Raw genomic sequence first — 18,571 nt, 5'->3', positions numbered from 1 at the left:
ACTCCAATGACGACTAGTATTCGCACAGAAGAAATGATCCTGAATGTTGGACCTCAGCATCCAAGTACCCATGGCGTATTTCGTTTAATTGTAAAGATAGACGGGGAAACCATTAAAGAGGCTATCCCTGTAATGGGCTATTTGCATCGTGGCACAGAAAAGCTAGCTGAGAATCTGACTTACACGCAAATCATTCCCTATACAGATCGACTGGACTATCTCTCGTCTATGACCAATAATTATGTGTTGTGTCATGCCGTTGAAACGATGATGGGACTAGAAATTCCGGAAAAGGCTGAGTATTTACGTGTAATTGTAATGGAGCTAAATCGTGTCGCTAGCCATTTAGTTTGGTGGGGCACCTTTCTTTTGGACATCGGGGCGATGGGACCATTTTTGTATGCGTTCCGTGATCGAGAAACCATTATTAATTTGTTCAATGAGATTTCTGGGGCACGTTTGACGTACAATTATATGAGAATTGGTGGAGTAAAATGGGATGCTCCTCCTGGATGGATTGATAAAGCAAAGACATTTGTTCAATATCTGAAAAAGGAATTAGCTAATTACCACCGTTTGGTGAGCGGGAATGAAATTTTTATTAGTCGATTAACCGGTATTGGTACGTATGATCGTCAAACGGCTCTTGATTATTCTCTGTCTGGTGTCATGCTTCGCTGTACGGGAGAGAACTGGGATATTCGTAAAAATGAGCCATATTCCATTTACGATCGTTTTGAATTTGATGTTCCTGTATCTACAGATGGGGACTGCATGGCTCGCTATCATTTGCGTCTCCAAGAAATTGAGCAATCACTGCGCATTTTAGAGCAAGCTCTAGATCAATTTCCTTCAGAAGGAGAGGTTATTGGTAAAGTTCCTCGGGTGATTCGGCCGCCAGCAGGAGAAGCATACGTACGAATTGAAGCACCACGTGGAGAATTAGGTGTGTATATAGCTAGTCAGGGTAAGGATAAGCCATGGAGAATGAAACTGCGAAGACCATCCTTTGTGAATTTGCAGATTTTACCTTCCTTATTGAAAGGTGTTAATATGTCCAATATGGTGGTCATTTTGGGTAGCATTGATATTGTGGTAGGGGAGGTAGATGCATAAATGACTAGCTGGCTCCAGCAAACCCCATCATTTACCAATGTTTTACTGTTCTCCATGGCCGCAATAGTGTTACTGTTAGTGGTGCTTGCCTTTGTTACATATGCGATCTATTTTGAACGAAAAGTAATTGGCTGGATGCAATTGCGCTATGGTCCTAATCGTGTAGGTCCACTAGGTCTTTTACAAACGGTATCTGATGTTGCCAAATTGCTTATTAAAGAAGATACTCGACCCAAAAATGCAGACCACGCCCTGTTTACACTTGCCCCTATATTGGCGTATGCTCCTGCGTTTGCGGTACTGGCGGTTATGCCATTTACGGATAAGCTACAATTTGCCGACTTAGGGATTGGGGTCTTGTATTACATTGCCTTGTCTGGTATTTCAGTCATGGGTGTCATTACTGCTGGATGGGCTTCTAATAATAAATATTCCTTAATCGGCGGCATGCGTTCCGCAGCGCAAATGATTAGCTATGAGGTGCCGCTGGTTATGTCAGTTGTGGGTGTTGTGTTAATGACTGGCAGCCTTAATCTAAAAGATATCGTCTATGCACAGCAGGACATGTGGAATATTATTCCGCAAATCTTAGGATTTGGTGTATTCTTAATTGCAGCACAGGCGGAATTGAATCGTTCCCCATTTGATTTGCCAGAAGCTGAGTCGGAGCTTGTCGCAGGGTATCATGTAGAGTACTCTGGCTTCCGTTTTGCCATGTTTATGTTATCTGAATACGTGTACATGTTTGGCATGGGGGCATTGATTACCATTCTGTTTTTGGGAGGATGGCTGCCTATTCATCCGAGCTTGAGCTTTATTCCGCCGATTATTTGGTTTATCCTTAAATTTATGTGCTACGTATTTTTGCAGTTCTGGATTAGGGCTACGATGCCGCGATTCCGTGCAGACCAATTAATGGGCTTTGCTTGGAAAGGGCTTCTACCAATCGCTCTATTGAATATCTTGCTTACAGCTGTAGTCATCTCATTTCAAAAAGGTTTTATATAGAGTTTTAGCTAAAAGCTATCTATTTTGATAATGAGGAGGAATTTACGTGCTAGGATTTGCCAAAGGACTAGGATACACGCTCAAAAAGCTGTCTGAGAAGAAGTTAACGACGATGTACCCAGATGTACCCTTCCAGATGCCGCCTCGATTCCGAGGAATCCAGCATTTCTCTCCGGAAAAATGTATCGTGTGCAATCAGTGTGCCAGGGTCTGTCCGACTGAGTGCATTCAGTTAACGGGGAAGCCGCACCCTGATCCCGAGAAAAAAGGCAAAATCATTGATACCTATGATATTAACTTTGAAATCTGTATTTTATGCGATCTATGTACGGAGGTCTGTCCAACAAATGCAATCGTCATGACTAATAATTTTGAGCTGGCAGTGTATAGTCGAGATGAATTGTACAAGGATTTAAAATGGTTGGACGACAACAATACCAATGTGAGGGAGGAAAACTAATTGATAAGCGGGTCGTATGCCGTGTTCTTTATACTGGGCCTTCTGACCATTGGTGGGGCGATTTTTATGATTAACTTTAATCGAGTGGTTCACATGGTGATCTCTATTGGGGTAACGTTTATTAGTATCGCAGGTTTGTTTGTGCTGCTTGGTGCTGAATTCGTTGCTGTTTCCCAAATACTGGTTTACTCAGGGGCTATCTCGATTCTGATGTTATTCGGAATCATGCTGACAAAGCACAATGCGACAGAAGAAGGGAAAAAAAGAAGAGCACGGTTTTGGTTTAGCTTGGCAGGAGTTGTGACGTTGTTTACAACGATTTTTATGGCTATTCAAAACACAAATTGGTCTTCTGTGCCGGCAAGAACCCCCAATCCATCTGTTAGTAACGTCAAGGAAATCGGAATCGAAGTATTTACAAAGTTCGTTATTCCATTTGAATTGCTGTCCGTGCTGTTACTAGTAGCTTTGGTAGGCGCAATCGTGTTGGCTAAGAAAGAGGAGGAGTAACACAGATGGATATTCATATCTCTTCTTATTTGCTTGTTGCCCTCATTTTATTTTGTGTTGGGCTGTTCGGAGCATTGACCAAACGAAATGCCATTATCGTCTTGCTCTCCATTGAGCTTATGCTGAATGCTGTAAATATTAATTTAGTAGCATTCTCGAAATATGGTTTGCATGCGGCTGTTACTGGTCAAATATTCACTTTGTTTACCATGACGGTAGCTGCGGCAGAGGTGGCTGTTGGGATTGCAGTATTGATCGCTCTCTATCGTAATCGTGATACGGTGAACGTTGACGAGATGGATAAATTAAAAGATTAACCAGGAAAAAGGATAGGTGAAAATATGGAAACAAGTATGCAGTACGCTTGGCTCGTACCGCTTTTTCCTCTGATCGCTTTTGCCATCATCCTCTCGTTCGGACGGCAATTAAAAGAGGGAGCGGGGTACATAAGCATTCTATTGACGGCGGCATCTCTGGTGCTGGCTTGTATTACGTTCGTGGCTCGTTTTCAGGAAGGGGCACAGGATTACGTACTCAGCATTAAATGGCTCCAAGTAGGGGATTATGTCATTCCTGTAGGCTTTGAAGTCAATCAATTAAACGCCATGATGCTGGTGATCGTTTCCGTTGTGAGCTTGTTAGTACAGATTTATTCGCGTGGATATATGCAGGGAGATCAGCGTTTTCCTGTTTTTTATCAATATTTAGCGCTATTTACCTTCTCCATGCTTGGTTTGGTGATCTCACCAAATCTTCTACAACTCTACATCTTTTGGGAGTTGGTGGGTGTTTGTTCTTTCCTTTTGGTAGGGTATTACTACTTTAAACCAGAGGCTAAGGCGGCGGCCAAAAAAGCTTTTATCGTCACTCGAATAGGTGATGTTGGATTATTCATTGCCATTTGCCTGCTGTTTTGGCAAACAGGACGCTTTGAATTTGATAATATTTTTACGGCTATTCAGGGCGGGAAAGTAGAACCGTTTATCATTACCTTAGCTGCTATTCTCATTTTTGTCGGGGCGGCAGGAAAATCAGGTCAATTCCCGCTTCATACATGGTTGCCTGATGCGATGGAAGGCCCAACCCCTGTGTCTGCTTTAATTCATGCGGCTACAATGGTAGCGGCTGGGGTATATCTGGTTGCGACAACATTTCCACTATTTATTGAGTCGCCAATCGCCTTAGACGTAGTGGCATATGTTGGTGGATTTACGGCCATTTTTGCCGCCTCTATTGGACTCACGCAACGTGATATGAAACGTGTTCTTGCCTACTCTACAGTTAGTCAGCTTGGTTTTATGATGATGGCCTTGGGAGTAGCGGGGGCGGCGGGTTATGTGGCAGGAACCTTTCATCTGATGACGCATGCTTTTTTTAAAGCATTATTATTCCTTGCCGCGGGTAGCGTGATACATGCGGTACACACTCAGGATGTATTTAAAATGGGTGGGTTATCGAAACGTATGCCGGTTACATCCGTTGTTTTTTTGATTGGTTGTCTTGCTATAGCTGGTATCCCTCCCTTCTCTGGCTTCTGGTCGAAGGAAGAGATTTTTGGAGCGGTGTATGCAGCCGGGCGATATGACTTATTAATCATTGCGATTGTCGCTGCATTCTTTACCGCTTTTTATATGTTCCGTTTGTATTTTCTTACGTTTAGAGGAGCGCCTGCTTCTGAAGGGGCTAAAAAAGCATATGAATCACCAAGTGTCATGACGATTCCGATGCTCCTGCTAGCTTTGCTCGCAATTGGTGCCGGGTTTATTAATCTACCGAATGCCCCTATGCTAGGGGAATGGATGATGAGTGGCTCTGTCGGTCAGTTCATTATCGATAAATTTGGAGAGGAAGCTGGGCATAGTGCATTATGGTTGCAGATTGTAGCTGTAATCATTTCGTTGTTTGGAATAGGACTCGCTTATCTGATGTATGGCAAAAAAAATCTGCCAACCGATATGATATCCGAACAACTGCCATGGCTTTATCAGCTTTCGTACCGTAAATTTTACATGGATGAGCTCTATACATTTGTATTTATTCGTCCGCTAAAAGGCATTGGTCTTGCTTTTAACTGGCTGGATCACTACATCATTGGTGGTCTGGTTAGAAGCATTGGCGGATTGACCAACATGGTTGGAAGGTTACTAAGTCGCTTACAGTCTGGTCAGATGCAGACCTATGGCTTTGTAGTCTTGCTGGGGCTCGTTGTTCTAATGGTCAGTCTTACGGCGCTAGGAGGTGTTCCTTTTGTTAAATAGCTATCTGTTATCACTCCTGACGTTTTCGCCTATTCTGGCTCTCCTGATCTTATTGTTCGTTCCGAAGCAGCAGGTTAGCATTGTTAAACAAATTGGAGTCCTAGGAACGTTGGTGCCGTTGATTCTGGCATTTATGATGTTTGGTGCCTTTGACTATCAACAGAGAGGCAATCAATTTGAGGAACATGCGACATGGATTCAAATACCTGCGTCCATCACGGCCGATCAAGAGTTATACAATTTGCATATTGATTATGAAATGGGTGTAGATGGAATTTCCATGCCTTTGATCCTGATGACAGCTATTATTGGAACACTAGCGGCTGTAGCCTCGTGGGGGGTAAAAAAGAGGGCGAAAGAGTATTTTGTGTTCTTTCATCTATTATTGATCGGGATGTTTGGGGTTTTTGCTGCTCAGAATTTGCTCTTGTTCTTCTTGTTCTTTGAGATAACTCTGGTAGCTATGTATTTCCTCATTGGAATTTGGGGTTATACAGATCGAGAAAAAGCGGCAAACCGTTTTCTTCTATATAACGGGGTTGGCTCAGCTCTCATGTTGGTCGGATTTATCACGTTGTTTTTTGTGAGTGCAATTGTGACACAAGAACCAACTATGAGCATTCCCGTCCTGACAGAAGCACTAACCTCTCCGAACAATGCGTTTATTGAACATGTTCCAGAGACGTTCCGTTGGGGATTGTTCCTGGTGCTATTTATCGCTTTTGGAATTAAGCTTCCGATTTTTCCTTTTCATACGTGGATGCTAAGAGTGCATGTTCAGGCTCCACCGGCTATCGTCATGATTCACTCCGGTATCCTCTTAAAAATGGGCGCATATGGGCTGTTACGCATGGGGATTGGATTTTTCCCCGAAACAGTTCAATATTTTGCGACAGGAATGGCAATTCTGGGGTTAGTTAATATTTTGTACGGGGCAGCGCTTGCCTTTGTCCAAAAGGATCTGAAAATGGTGCTAGCCTACTCCAGTATTAGTCACATGGGTATTATCTTATTAGGATTTGCTTCTATGAATCAGTTTGGTTTTCAAGGAGCTTTATTCCAAGTGATATCACATGGCTTTATTTCAGCGCTCATGTTCTTTTTAGTGGGAATCATTTGGGACCGCACGGGTACTTCTCAGCTGGATCAGCTAGGGGGATTAGCTAAATCAATGCCTTTCGTAAGTGGAGTTTTCCTAGCGGCTGGGATGGCTTCCTTAGGATTGCCTGGGATGTCGGGCTTTATCAGTGAGTTTTTTGCTTTCCTAGGTCTATTTGCGAGTCAGCCTGTTTTAGCGGCGATTGGTTCCTTAGGTATTATCTTTACCGCAGTCTATGTGCTGCGTGCCGTGCTGGCGATAACCTATGGACCGACAAAAGAAAAGCATCTGGATTTGGCCGATGCACAGCCGATGGAGGTAATCCCGATTGTTGTATTGCTTGGTTTTATCATCCTGATCGGTGTTTATCCAGCGATGTTAAGCAATCCCTTGCAAGAAACGCTTAAAACCATTGTCATCCATGTGACGGGAATAGGAGGGTAAACGATGGACGTAAAAGATATTTTTTCCTATAACTGGAGCTATCTCCTGCCCGAGTTTACGATTCTTGGTTTTGCCACTGTCCTGTCCATAGTTGACTTGATTGCAGGTAAGCGTCTGAATCGAACGATCATGGGTTGGCTATCACTATTAGGCGTGCTTATAGCTGGGTATTTTATTGTATCTAATGTGACCTCGCTCAAAGAACCTGTCATATATATGGCAGATATGATGCGTGTTGATCATTTTGGTAGTGCATTTAAACTGATATTGTTAGCTGGGGTCGCGTTTGCTTTACTAATGTCGATCAGCTATATAAAGAAAACAGATGAGGTTGTCCATTCTGGAGAGTTCTACTATTTGATGCTAATGGGGCTAGTTGGGTGTATGGTGATGGCCTCTTCGGCTGATTTAATCACGTTATTCGTAGGGCTAGAGCTACTCTCTTTGGCATCGTATATCATGGTCGGTATGCGGAAAAAACGGACCGACAGCAACGAAGCTGCCTTTAAATACGTGGTAGCAGGGGGGATTGCTACAGCTGTTACGCTGTTTGGAATGTCCTATCTATACGGATTTAGCGGTACAACCAATCTGTACGAAATGACCCAACGTTTGTCAGAAGCCTACCAAAGTGGATTCGGTTCAATGATTTTGATCGGTTTTGTCTTTCTCGTGGCAGGTTTGACGTATAAAATCTCAGCGGTACCTAATCATATGTGGGCACCTGATGTGTATCAGGGAGCCGCTACGCCAGTTACTGCTTTTTTAGCGGTCGTTTCCAAGGGGGCTGGTTTTGCGCTCCTCATTCGCGTGATGATTTTAAGCTTTGCGGGGCTATTTAATCAAGAAACCAATCAAAGCGTCTTTGGTGGGATGCTATGGCTTCTATCTATCGTAGCCGGCTTGTCTATGATTGTCGGAAATACGCTGGCGCTACGACAAAAAAATGTGAAGCGTCTCATGGCTTACTCTGGGATAGCCCAAGCAGGTTACCTGTTAGTGCCACTGGTTATTTTGCATCAGACCTTCTTTTTTGAACAAATCATTTTCTATCTAGTTGCCTACCTGATGATGGCTTTTGGTGCTTTTGCACTGATTATGGTGGTGACAGAGGATAGAAAAACACAGGATATTAAAGCTTTTGCCGGTTTATACCATCGTTCTCCGTTGGCGGCAGTGGCTATGACACTATTCTTGCTTTCATTAGCAGGCATTCCTATTTCCGCTGGCTTCTTTGGGAAGTTTTATATTTTCCTAAGCGCAATTGGCAGCGGTAGCTTCTGGCTGGCAGGAATCATGCTTGCGACGAGTGTCGTTTCTTATTATTACTACTTTGGAATCATTCGACAGATGTATATGAGAGCTGGAGAGACAGAGGAGACATTACGATTGCCAATAGGAGTAACAATCATTGTAGTGCTGGCGGCGCTTGGAACCTTTGTCTTCGGACTTGTGCCAGAGGTTCTCATCCAGTACATCCATACTCACTTTAATCCAATGTTTAATTGGGGAGATATGCTGTAAGCAAGAATGTCAGGGAATAGAGAAAACACAGAGGATGGCTATCGGCTGTCCTCTTTTTATTAGAAAAAAGCGTATGTTTGTTCTGTCCTACTAATGGATCAGAGGCTGAGAAATCGTTAATTTTTTTACTACCTATAAAGTTTCTAACATCTCTATGATATCTAGCGCCTTTTCCTTTCAATGCCAACAGGTCTATGGTAAAGTAGTAAAAGAATTCACGCAGGGAAACATTACAAAAATGGAAAATGAGTTTATAGAAAGAAGTGAGAGTTTTGTTGCTCGGTTCAAATGGACTTTACTCCTTGATGATGATTCTTATTTCTGTCATCTGTATAGGTATTAGCTGGTGGGCTATACAAGCTTTTCGCTTTGATCTATTTGTAAAACGTGCAGATAGTGCCCAAACCAAGCTGTTACAAATCTTGCTTTCCATTGTTATCGGACATGGAGTAGCACGTTTTTTCATGGACTATTTAGGTTATTCTCTGTTACTGAATCAATTGTTTCAGTAGATTGGTATAACCCTCCAATTTTACGTACACAATGACTATTAAGATATAGAAAAAGTGTACGGGGAGAGGGAAAGAATGAAAAAGCATATAACTATGGTCTATGTTGTCTTGTTGTGTATTGGGCTGTTTGTTGCAAGTGGCTTTTCCTATTGGACACAAGTAACCAAAGCATCTGTGGCAGCGCAGTTAATAGAAGCTGCCGAAGCCACTGAGGCTACCATAACCGACATTGAGCATCGGACCAGTATACAGCTTGCAACTCTTAGCACGGCTACAGAGTTTCTTTCTCTCGGTCATGAATGGAGCGGTATTCTGGGGATACCTTCTGCACAAGCAGTAACCGCAGAGGGAAAACAGCTCATCTATCAAACCGAAGGAAAAGTGGGTCAAACCAAGCTTCATATTCGCTTGATAGGATTACCTGAGCCCCATAACATCAGCGTATATTTGGTGATCTCGTTGGAAGGGAAGCGGATTCATGCGCAAGATATGGAGAGAGCGTATGAAAAAGTTGTGGCTGAGACCAAAAGAAGGGGTCTGATTCCGCAATTTAGCACTTGTATTCGCGGAATATACAATGATACACTGAGTGATGGTTGGCAGGAGGCTAGGATTAATAAGGTTTTTGCCCTCCTCCAAGCACAAGAAGTTGAGCGATTACAGGATGAATCTGTGACTAGTATTTCGGGCTTTACCGCGCAATGGAAGCCGTATATAATAACCAACGATCAGAAAATGAATGTGCAAGTAGCGACACATGTAGATTCGTTGAACCAATTGACTAGGATCACCTTAGGGACACCTATCATCACAGCGGAATACTAAGCACGCGGAGGGGTATAACATTGGAAAAAATTATTGTCCGCGGTGGTAAGGCATTAGCAGGAAACGTAAAGGTTTCTGGTGCGAAGAATGCGGTTCTACCGATTATTGCTGCATCTATTTTGGCAGAAGAAGGAATATCTATCATTCATGACGTTCCTGGATTGGATGATGTCCATACAATTTGTGAATTGCTTAAAACCCTGCAAATTGACATTACATATCAAAATGAAATGTTAACCATTAATGCGACTGATTTAAAGGGTGTAGAAGCGCCTTATGAATTGGTACGCAAAATGAGAGCATCATTCCTTGTGATGGGACCTTTGCTTGCGCGTAAAGGAAAAGCTCGTATTGCGTTGCCTGGTGGATGTGCGATTGGTACGCGTCCAATTGATCAGCACCTTAAAGGTTTTGAAGCGATGGGTGCTAAAATTGAGATTGGCCAAGGATTTATTGAAGCGAATGTTAATGGTCGCCTGCAAGGAGCAAAAATCTATCTGGATGTTGCAAGTGTAGGGGCTACTGAAAATATTATGATGGCTGCATGTCTAGCTGAAGGAACAACAATTATTGAAAATGCAGCAGAAGAGCCAGAGATTGTTGATTTGGCTAACTTCTTAAATGGCATGGGCGCTAAAATTCGTGGAGCTGGTACAGGTTCCATTCGAATTGAAGGCGTAGAGAGCATGAAGGGCTGCACACATTGTGTGATCCCTGACCGCATTGAAGCCGGAACCTTCATGGTGGCAGCAGCTATTACAGGTGGAGATGTGTTTATTGAAGGAATTATTTCCGATCATGTCAAATCTGTAACTGCTAAGCTTCGTGAAATGGGTGTTACTGTTGATGAACAAGAAAATGGCATTCGTGTTACTCGCAAGGGTTCATTGAAAGCAGTAGACTTGAAAACATTACCGCATCCAGGGTTTCCAACTGATATGCAGTCGCAAATGATGGCGTTACAGCTTGCTTCGGAAGGGACAAGCATTATTACGGAAACTGTATTTGAAAATCGTTTCATGCATGTCGAGGAATTTAGACGCATGAGCGCTAATATCAAGATTGAAGGTCGCAGTGCTATTGTCGAAGGGAATGTGCCACTCACTGGTGCTAAAGTGAGTGCTACTGACCTGCGTGCCGGTGCTGCACTGATTTTGGCTGGACTGATCGCTGAAGGTGAGACAGAAGTAGGCGGCTTGCATCACCTTGACCGAGGTTATGTGAACTTCACTGAAAAATTGCAAATGCTAGGTGCAAATGTAAAGCGTGTGAAGGTAGAAGAGCAAGTAGCTCCAAGCTCTGAAAAAGTAACAGCGAAAGCCTTGAAAGTAAATCTATCTCCTAATTTTGCGTAACGTATAAATTAGGCTGGATAGGTCTGGGAATCCCTTGCCTTTTGGTGAGGGATTTTCTACATTTGTACTGGGATGAGTTCGAAACCCGTGGTAAGATGATGGATAAGCAAAAAAAACTGATAACAAAATCAGCATGTAATGGATGGGAGAAGAAGATCATGGAGACTGTGAAAAGCAAAAAACTGCTAATGCTCCTGGAAGAAAATTGCCGACTGAGCAATAAACAACTTGCGCTCTTGTTGGATAGTACAGAAGAAGAGATTGAAGCAGAGATTAAGCGTCTGCAATCTGAGAAGATTATTGTGAAATATCCAGCACTGATCAACTGGGATCGTGTTGAGGATAATCATAATGTAACAGCCATGATTGATGTGAAAGTAACACCGATTCGTGAGGTTGGTTTTGAAAAGGTAGCAGAGCGCATCTCGCGTTTTCCTGAAGTAAAGGCCGTATACCTGATGTCAGGAGCTGGCTATGATATTTCAGTAGTATTAGAAGGCAAAACAATGCATGAGGTTGCTAACTTTGTTACGAAGAAATTAGCTGTTTTAGATAACGTTGTTTCTACAGCGACTCACTTTATTTTGAAGCGCTACAAGCACGATGGTACTATTTTAGAAGATAATGATGACGATCGCAGGATGGTGGTAACGCCATGAGTCAGGTGACTAATAAAAGCCGTTTGTCAGCCATCGTAGGAGAACTTAAACCTTCTGGCATTCGCCGCTTTTTTGATTTGGCAGCTTCTATGGAAGGTGTCATTTCTCTAGGGGTAGGAGAGCCTGACTTCGTGACGCCTTGGCGTATTCGTGAGGCATCTATCTCTTCTTTGGAATGCGGCTATACGGCTTATACCTCCAATGCAGGACTCATGGATTTGCGAAAAGAGATTCAGCGCTACACAGAGGAGCTAATCGGTGTTTCCTACGACCCTACCAAAGAAATTATGGTGACAGTAGGAGCGAGTGAAGCGATTGATATTGCGCTGCGAGCGATTATTAATCCAGGTGACGAGGTGCTAATTGTTGAGCCATGCTATGTTTCCTACGAGCCTGTCATTCGTTTGGCTGGTGGAGTGCCTGTCTTTTTACACACGTATGCAGAAAACCAATTTAAACTGACACCACAGGAACTAGAAGCCAAAATTACGGAGAAAACTCGCGCGATTATTTTTTGTTATCCGAACAATCCGACTGGCAGCATTATGAGCTTGGAGGAATGGAAGGAATTAGAGCCGATCTTAACCAAGCATGATTTACTCGTCCTCTCTGATGAAATTTATGCTGAGCTAACCTTTGACCAAAAGCATGAGAGTATTGTGAGCTTACCAGGGATGAAGGAGCGTACGATTCTGATTTCTGGATTCTCTAAATCTTTTGCTATGACAGGCTGGCGTCTAGGTTATGTATGTGCTCCGGAAGATTTATTGCAGGGTATGTTAAAAATCCATCAATATACGATGCTTTGTGCCCCGATTACTGGACAGATGGGAGCCCTAGAAGCCTTGCGTGGAGGGCGTGACGATGTAGATCGTATGGTAGAGAGCTATGGCCAACGCCGTAACTTTGTTGTCAAAAGCTTCTCTGAAATGGGACTTTCATGCCATAGACCAGCGGGAGCCTTCTATGCTTTCCCATCTATCGCTTCTACTGGATTAGCATCCGCTGAATTCGCAGAGCGTTTGCTAATGGAAGAAAAGGTAGCGGTTGTTCCAGGCGATGTATTTGGTACTAGTGGAGAGGGATATATTCGTTGCTCATACGCCACATCCTTTGAACAATTGGAGAGGGCGCTAGAGCGTATGGGTCGCTTCGTAGAACGTCTCTCTTAACTTGCTTTTTCTAATCTTGTAAATCGTTCTATCCTCTTGCCTTCATTCATAGACTAGTACAGCAGCAGGTTGTCTAGTTGAAAAGGCAGGGGGATTTTTTATGAGGCGTTACCTTCTTTTTCTCATCTTCGCTCTACCGATTCTCCTTGTTTTTGTACCGGCGGCTCTAGTCATGTATCACACGCCCGATCCAGCAGTATCCCCTGTTGTGATGGTGGAACAGCAGGGTGAATCCTATTCGGAGAACCAGCCTCAGATAAATGTCTTTCGTAGCAAATCAAATAAGATTGAAAAAATGCCGCTAGAGACGTATATCGAGGGTGTGGTTGCGGCGGAAATGCCAGCCGAATTTGAGCTAGAGGCACTGAAAGCCCAAGCAATGGCAGCTCGAACCTATATTGTCCGGCGATTGGCGGATGGTGATTTTAAAGACGTACCTAAGGGGGCGCATGTTCTTGATACAGTGAGGCACCAAGCCTTCTTAGGAGAAGCAGAGCGAAAGAAAATGTGGGGAAAGCAGTATGAGTGGAAGCAAAATCGGATTCATCAAGCTGTTAAAGGTACTATTGGCAAAGTACTAACCTATGAAGGTAAGCCAATTGAAGCTACCTTTTTTTCAACCAGTAATGGATTTACCGAGAATGCAGAGGATTACTGGTCATCCCGCATTCCCTATTTGCAGAGTGTAGCTAGTCCTTGGGATATTGATTCTCCTAGGTATGAACAAAGCGTTCAGATTCCAATTGAACAATTTCAACAAAGGCTAGGTGTAATGATTGTAGCGACTGCTTCTGATGGCCATTGGTATTCCATTGAGGAGCGAACAGCCGGTAACCGGATTGGACGTATTAAAGTAGGGGAAAAGGAGTTTAGCGGAAAGGAAATAAGAGAAAAACTGCGTTTATCCTCTAGTTCATTTTCTATGAAAATCAAACAAGGAAATGTAGTGATCACCACAAAAGGCTACGGTCATGGAGTAGGCATGAGTCAATGGGGAGCCAATGGAATGGCGAAAGCAGGTAAATCAGCAGAGCAGATCGTGAAATACTACTATAAAGGAATTACCCTGCAAGATTATCAGAAGGTTATGAAAGTATAAGGTGTGAGAAAATTTTTTTAGTTTTCCCTTGTTTCTCAGGTTTATACGTCAAAAAACTGGCGATACTGAGGGATGAGGTGATCAAAATGGAAGATAAAAGAAATCAAAAACAACCTGTTTCTATGAAAAAGTCAACATGGAGAAGTATCCTAGGCAAAAAATGGGCATTCCCAGCTATCTACATCGGTACAGCAGCAATTATCCTAGCATTCGTGATGTGGTATCAAGGAAGCTTACTAAATCAAGCAACCAAGACTCCACAACAAATTGACAAGGTGACGGTAGTCAATGGTGAAAACAAACCAGCTACTGTTCATGAGAACGAGGAAGCTGTTGCGGTCAACAACACGACACCGACACTTGCGTGGCCGGTAGCAAAAGAAGTCATGTATGAGATTGGCATGGGTTTCTTCAATGAAGAAGCGAATGCTGATGAACAATCTAAGTCATTAGTCAAATTTAACGATTCTTTCGTACCGCATACAGGGATTGATTTAATCTCTACGAACGGTAAAGGATTTGATGTAGCAGCTGCTGGTGACGGGAAAGTTATGAAAGTTTACAATGATCAATTGGTAGGAAATTTAGTGGAAATCGAGCATGCCAATAAGCTGGTAAGTGTATATCAGAGCTTGGAGAAAGTTACCGTGAAGGAAAATGATGAAGTTAAGCAAGGGCAGGTCATCGGTACAGCAGGGCGTAATGTATTTGAGAAGGATGCAAAAGCACATCTCCACTTTGAAGTTCGCATGGATGGAATTTCCATTGATCCGCACAAGTTTTTAAAAGAAGCACAACCGCAATAAACGGAAAATGTTTCAGTACACCTGTCGCATAGCCTTAGGAAAAAAAGGGTTGGGAGAAATCTCAGCTCTTTTTTTATGGCAGGTCTGTTGTTGTGTAAAAGCAGCCAAACCCTAGATGTGGTGCGGATAATTGCCTAGCTAGTGTACAACCCCTCAAAAAAAGATGGGTACTTGTTGGCTTGTCACATGAGGATATGTAGAATATGTGTCCCCCTCAACCCATATATTGTATCAGACAATTTGATGCTGGGAGGCGAGGGGCGTGCACGATTACATCAAAGAGCGAACCATTAAAATAGGTAGATATATTGTGGAAACGCGCAATACGGTTCGCATGATCGCCAAGGAGTTTGGAGTGTCCAAAAGTACGGTCCACAAGGATTTGACGGAAAGGCTGCCAGAGATCAATCCCGAACTGGCTAACCAAGTAAAAGAGATTTTAGAATATCATAAAGCAATTCGTCATTTACGTGGTGGAGAGGCTACCAAAATCAAGTATAAGCGCAAGAATAAAAAGGCTCGCAGAGAGCAGGAAGAGAGTGTGTAAGAAATATTTTATCTAATGAAGGTTTTCCTTGTACATTTCCAAAATAATTCCTATAGTATTAGGTAGCAAGGTTAGTAAGTACAGGGAGGCCCTTTCATGTTGAGTAAAGATATTGGAATCGACTTAGGAACTGCCAATGTGTTAATTTATGTTAAAGGCAGAGGCATTGTTTTAGATGAACCGTCCGTAGTAGCAATAGATGATCATACCAAAAAGGTTTTGGCTGTCGGGAACGAAGCACATCGTATGGTCGGCCGTACACCAGGAAACATTATTGCGATTCGTCCTTTGCGTGATGGGGTTATAGCTGATTTCGAGATTACAGAAGCAATGTTAAAACACTTTATGGCTAAAATCGGAGCAAAAAGCTTTTTCGCGCGTCCTCGTATTCTTATCTGCTGCCCAACCAATATTACATCTGTTGAGCAAAAAGCAATCCGTGAGGCTGCTGAGCGAAGTGGAGGGGCACGTGAAGTGTTCATTGAAGAAGAACCAAAGGTGGCAGCTATCGGAGCTGGAATGGATATTTACCAACCATCTGGTAATATGGTAGTTGATATAGGCGGTGGAACCACGGATGTAGCGGTTCTATCCATGGGAGATATCGTCACCGCCTCATCGATCAAAGTAGCTGGTGATAAATTTGACCTAGCCATTATGAGGTACATAAAGAGTAAATATAAAATGTTAATCGGAGAACGGACGGCTGAAGACATCAAAGTACAGATCGGAACTGTCTATGGTTCACGCCAGGATGAAATGGACATCCGCGGACGTGATATGGTAAGTGGCTTGCCGCAAACCATCACGATTCGTTCGCAGGAGGTACAGACTTCCCTGGCTGAATCAGTGAGTCAGATCGTACAAGCTTCAAAAAATGTTTTAGAACGAACACCTCCAGAGCTTTCTGCCGATATTATTGATAAGGGAGTTTTCTTGACCGGCGGAGGAGCACTCCTGCACGGTTTAGATCAAATGCTGATGGACGAGCTGAAGGTACCTGTATTGGTTGCAGAAGAACCTATGAACTGCGTAGCCAAAGGAACAGGCTTGATGCTTGATTATCTGGATAAACTTCCTAGTCGTAAAAAGTTTTTTGGATAAGGAGGAGTTCTCTTGATTAGAGGGCTATACACGGCCGGCTCCGGCATGGTGGCATTGCAGAACCGTCAAGAGGCGTTGGCTAACAATTTGGCCAACATAAATACACCAGGATACAAACAGAATGAGGGCGTGCTACGCTCGTTTCCTGAAGAGCTATTGATGCGTATGAATGATGAAGAAGGTCCCGAGGTAAAGGGCTACCCGAAGATTGACAGGCATTCGGTACAAATCGGCAGACTGCATCAAGGTGTCTATATGTCTGAATCGATTTCTAACTTTATTCAAGGGGATATTGCTGAGAGTAATAATCCGTATGATGTTGCTTTGACGGATAACCTGCCAATCCCGGAAAATGCCCCCCTCTTTAATCGGAAACCAGTTCAGCCTAAGCTATTTGTTAGTGTAGCTAAATTGGAAAACGCAAACGGGACGGCAACAGCGGAACAAATTCGCTATGGACGCAATGGGAATTGGAATGTAAATACCCAAGGATATCTGGTGAATTCTGATGGCTACTATCTGTTAGGCAATGATAATCGTCCTATTCAGATTAGCGATGACACGGGTCTATTAGATGGAAAAATAACGATTGATGCTGATGGACTCATTCACCTGTCAGACGGTACGACACGTCAATTAGGACTTGTAAAAGCAAATAATCCTTTTCAAATGGTGCGCGAGGGAAACAATGTATTTCGTCCGCAAAATCCTGAGGATGTACAAGCTCTTGAAGGCACTGACACTGGGCGCTATGCTATCCGACAAGGATGGATTGAGCGTGCCAATGTTGATCCAACCCGTACAATGACTGACATGATGACGGTAATGAGATCGTATGAAGCAAATCAGCGCGTAATTACCACATTGGACGGTACGATGGATAAAGCCGTAAATGAAGTTGGACGTGTAACCTAATAGAAAAGGGGAGCCTGCATGCAATCATTAAATATTTCTACATCTGCCCTGCGTGCTGTCCAACAGGTGCTTGACGTTACATCAAATAACATTGCTAATGTGAACACTGTAGGTTTTAAGGGGAGCAGCGCAGATTTTTCCGAGTTGTTGTCAGACACTATGGACAAACAACCAGTTACGGATCAAGTCAATCGTAATACACCAGCGGGCATCTCTATTGGAAGCGGTGTGAAGCTGGGCATGACCCGCACCAGTCTAAAGCAAGGTGGAGTGCTTACGACAGAAGCTCCCACTGACCTTATGATTGAAGGCGACGGCATGTTTATAGTCCGCAAGCAAATGATGGATGAAAACGGACAAGTCATTTTCCGCAATGGACGCCCTGCAGAAGAGTATTATGCAACACGTAATGGTAATTTCCATTTGCAAAAGAATGCAAATGAGCGGTATAATCTGCTAACGGCTACTGGTGAAGTGCTTGTCGACGCTTCAGGTATTGAAATTGACATCGATGACCCGCAAGGCGGGCAAATTACTGTCAACGATCACGGTGAAATTCTTGTTAATGGAAAGTCAGCATCTGTCAGTACAATTCCTTTATTTAAGATTAAAAACCAAGATCGATATGAGCGAGTAGGTCAAAATAATCTACGTATTACGAATAACGCCGCTGATTTGGCAGGTATGACCAGAATTGATTATGCTAGTGGTGAAGGTCAACTGCGCCAAGGCATGCTGGAAACTTCAAACGTAGAGCTGAATCACGAAATGACTCAGCTTATGCTAGCTCAACGTGCCTACCAATTTAATGCACGTGCGCTATCAATTAGCGATCAGATGATGAGTACAGCAAATATGCTACGTAGCCGATAGGAAATTAGTAAGGAGGACCCCAAGCAGTGAACCAGGTGAGAGGACGTAACACACAACGTGAAGAGTTGGATGCAAAAGAGGTAAAGTCGAAAAAAGGTAGGAGCTTCCCAAGAGTGCTTGTAAAAGTAACCATGGTGCCTATCCTGTTATTTATCTCTCTTGCGATAGGCCTTGCTATCGGGTTTTCTGTCGTGGGAAAGATGCCTCTATCCCAAGCATTCCAGTTTGAGACGTACAAGCATATTTACGATTTGATGTTTTCAAATTAATAAAGTACAAGCATGA

General features: G+C 43.2%; 20 protein-coding genes. All 20 read left to right on the top strand.

The genetic code is table 11. The features are described from left to right. The first annotated feature begins 6 nt into the window (after positions 1 to 6). Positions 7 to 1,116, top strand: a complete 1,110-nt coding sequence (locus tag O0550_RS07625; RefSeq protein WP_031309632.1) for an NADH-quinone oxidoreductase subunit D — start codon at positions 7 to 9, stop codon at positions 1,114 to 1,116. Next, positions 1,117 to 2,124: an NADH-quinone oxidoreductase subunit NuoH gene (gene nuoH / locus O0550_RS07620; protein ID WP_022586158.1), complete on the top strand. Its 1,008-nt coding sequence runs from the start codon at positions 1,117 to 1,119 to the stop codon at positions 2,122 to 2,124. Between the two features lie 46 nt (positions 2,125 to 2,170). Further along, a complete protein-coding gene (nuoI, locus tag O0550_RS07615; protein WP_003334261.1) occupies positions 2,171 to 2,584 on the top strand; it encodes an NADH-quinone oxidoreductase subunit NuoI in 414 nt (137 codons plus the stop codon). Between the two features lie 3 nt (positions 2,585 to 2,587). Beyond that, a complete protein-coding gene (locus O0550_RS07610) occupies positions 2,588 to 3,094 on the top strand; it encodes an NADH-quinone oxidoreductase subunit J (protein WP_031309634.1) in 507 nt (168 codons plus the stop codon). Between the two features lie 5 nt (positions 3,095 to 3,099). Beyond that, a complete protein-coding gene (gene nuoK / locus O0550_RS07605) occupies positions 3,100 to 3,411 on the top strand; it encodes an NADH-quinone oxidoreductase subunit NuoK (protein WP_003334264.1) in 312 nt (103 codons plus the stop codon). A gap of 24 nt (positions 3,412 to 3,435) precedes the next feature. Then, the gene (gene nuoL / locus O0550_RS07600; protein ID WP_258425968.1) at positions 3,436 to 5,352 is read left to right on the top strand and encodes an NADH-quinone oxidoreductase subunit L; all 1,917 of its coding nucleotides are present in this window, start codon (positions 3,436 to 3,438) and stop codon (positions 5,350 to 5,352) included. Beyond that, positions 5,342 to 6,895, top strand: coding sequence for a complex I subunit 4 family protein (locus O0550_RS07595; protein WP_121473071.1), 1,554 nt, complete (start codon positions 5,342 to 5,344; stop codon positions 6,893 to 6,895). Before nuoL ends, O0550_RS07595 begins: the two co-directional genes overlap by 11 nt. 3 nt (positions 6,896 to 6,898) lie before the next feature. Further along, positions 6,899 to 8,419 (top strand): NADH-quinone oxidoreductase subunit NuoN, encoded by a 1,521-nt coding sequence (nuoN, locus tag O0550_RS07590; protein WP_258425967.1) that lies wholly within the window; start codon positions 6,899 to 6,901, stop codon positions 8,417 to 8,419. Positions 8,420 to 8,691: 272 nt separating this feature from the next. Continuing rightward, positions 8,692 to 8,931: a DUF1146 family protein gene (locus O0550_RS07585; protein ID WP_003342326.1), complete on the top strand. Its 240-nt coding sequence runs from the start codon at positions 8,692 to 8,694 to the stop codon at positions 8,929 to 8,931. A 75-nt stretch (positions 8,932 to 9,006) separates the two neighbouring features. Then, positions 9,007 to 9,756, top strand: coding sequence for a YwmB family TATA-box binding protein (locus tag O0550_RS07580; RefSeq protein WP_022586162.1), 750 nt, complete (start codon positions 9,007 to 9,009; stop codon positions 9,754 to 9,756). A gap of 20 nt (positions 9,757 to 9,776) precedes the next feature. After that, entirely contained in the window at positions 9,777 to 11,111 is a 1,335-nt protein-coding gene (gene murA / locus O0550_RS07575) for a UDP-N-acetylglucosamine 1-carboxyvinyltransferase (RefSeq protein WP_003334270.1), read from the top strand. Between the two features lie 158 nt (positions 11,112 to 11,269). Beyond that, entirely contained in the window at positions 11,270 to 11,770 is a 501-nt protein-coding gene (locus tag O0550_RS07570; protein WP_003334271.1) for an Lrp/AsnC family transcriptional regulator, read from the top strand. After that, complete coding sequence (locus tag O0550_RS07565) at positions 11,767 to 12,942, top strand: aminotransferase (protein WP_258425966.1); 1,176 nt, start codon at positions 11,767 to 11,769, stop codon at positions 12,940 to 12,942. The genes O0550_RS07570 and O0550_RS07565 overlap by 4 nt, the downstream gene beginning before the upstream one ends. A 100-nt stretch (positions 12,943 to 13,042) precedes the next feature. After that, positions 13,043 to 14,041: a stage II sporulation protein D gene (gene spoIID, locus O0550_RS07560; protein WP_258425965.1), complete on the top strand. Its 999-nt coding sequence runs from the start codon at positions 13,043 to 13,045 to the stop codon at positions 14,039 to 14,041. Positions 14,042 to 14,127: 86 nt separating this feature from the next. Beyond that, complete coding sequence (locus O0550_RS07555; protein ID WP_258425964.1) at positions 14,128 to 14,847, top strand: M23 family metallopeptidase; 720 nt, start codon at positions 14,128 to 14,130, stop codon at positions 14,845 to 14,847. A 262-nt stretch (positions 14,848 to 15,109) separates the two neighbouring features. Next, positions 15,110 to 15,394 (top strand): sporulation transcriptional regulator SpoIIID, encoded by a 285-nt coding sequence (gene spoIIID / locus O0550_RS07550; RefSeq protein ID WP_003334276.1) that lies wholly within the window; start codon positions 15,110 to 15,112, stop codon positions 15,392 to 15,394. A gap of 96 nt (positions 15,395 to 15,490) precedes the next feature. Then, a complete protein-coding gene (mreB, locus tag O0550_RS07545) occupies positions 15,491 to 16,498 on the top strand; it encodes a rod shape-determining protein (RefSeq protein WP_018669762.1) in 1,008 nt (335 codons plus the stop codon). 12 nt (positions 16,499 to 16,510) lie between these two features. After that, on the top strand, positions 16,511 to 17,413 hold the full coding sequence (locus O0550_RS07540) for a flagellar hook-basal body protein (RefSeq protein ID WP_022586164.1): 903 nt from the start codon (positions 16,511 to 16,513) through the stop codon (positions 17,411 to 17,413). A gap of 18 nt (positions 17,414 to 17,431) precedes the next feature. Then, positions 17,432 to 18,286: a flagellar hook-basal body protein gene (locus O0550_RS07535; protein ID WP_003342347.1), complete on the top strand. Its 855-nt coding sequence runs from the start codon at positions 17,432 to 17,434 to the stop codon at positions 18,284 to 18,286. Between the two features lie 26 nt (positions 18,287 to 18,312). Next, the gene (locus O0550_RS07530; protein ID WP_022586165.1) at positions 18,313 to 18,555 is read left to right on the top strand and encodes a DNA-directed RNA polymerase subunit beta; all 243 of its coding nucleotides are present in this window, start codon (positions 18,313 to 18,315) and stop codon (positions 18,553 to 18,555) included. Positions 18,556 to 18,571 lie beyond the last annotated feature (16 nt).

The sequence above is a fragment of the Brevibacillus halotolerans genome (genome assembly GCF_026891775.1).
GTDB classification, from domain to species: domain Bacteria; phylum Bacillota; class Bacilli; order Brevibacillales; family Brevibacillaceae; genus Brevibacillus_B; species Brevibacillus_B halotolerans.
The sequence above is the reverse complement of the archived record's forward strand: the minus strand, read 5'-3'. Positions and strand labels throughout refer to the sequence as shown.

Coding starts and splice junctions, on each gene's coding strand:
- O0550_RS07625 (WP_031309632.1), top strand. CDS start 7: ATGACGACTAGTATTCGCACAGAAGAAATGATCCTGAATGTTGGACCT.
- nuoH (WP_022586158.1), top strand. CDS start 1,117: ATGACTAGCTGGCTCCAGCAAACCCCATCATTTACCAATGTTTTACTG.
- nuoK (WP_003334264.1), top strand. CDS start 3,100: ATGGATATTCATATCTCTTCTTATTTGCTTGTTGCCCTCATTTTATTT.
- nuoL (WP_258425968.1), top strand. CDS start 3,436: ATGGAAACAAGTATGCAGTACGCTTGGCTCGTACCGCTTTTTCCTCTG.
- nuoN (WP_258425967.1), top strand. CDS start 6,899: ATGGACGTAAAAGATATTTTTTCCTATAACTGGAGCTATCTCCTGCCC.
- O0550_RS07580 (WP_022586162.1), top strand. CDS start 9,007: ATGAAAAAGCATATAACTATGGTCTATGTTGTCTTGTTGTGTATTGGG.
- O0550_RS07570 (WP_003334271.1), top strand. CDS start 11,270: ATGGAGACTGTGAAAAGCAAAAAACTGCTAATGCTCCTGGAAGAAAAT.
- O0550_RS07565 (WP_258425966.1), top strand. CDS start 11,767: ATGAGTCAGGTGACTAATAAAAGCCGTTTGTCAGCCATCGTAGGAGAA.
- spoIID (WP_258425965.1), top strand. CDS start 13,043: ATGAGGCGTTACCTTCTTTTTCTCATCTTCGCTCTACCGATTCTCCTT.
- O0550_RS07555 (WP_258425964.1), top strand. CDS start 14,128: ATGGAAGATAAAAGAAATCAAAAACAACCTGTTTCTATGAAAAAGTCA.
- mreB (WP_018669762.1), top strand. CDS start 15,491: ATGTTGAGTAAAGATATTGGAATCGACTTAGGAACTGCCAATGTGTTA.
- O0550_RS07535 (WP_003342347.1), top strand. CDS start 17,432: ATGCAATCATTAAATATTTCTACATCTGCCCTGCGTGCTGTCCAACAG.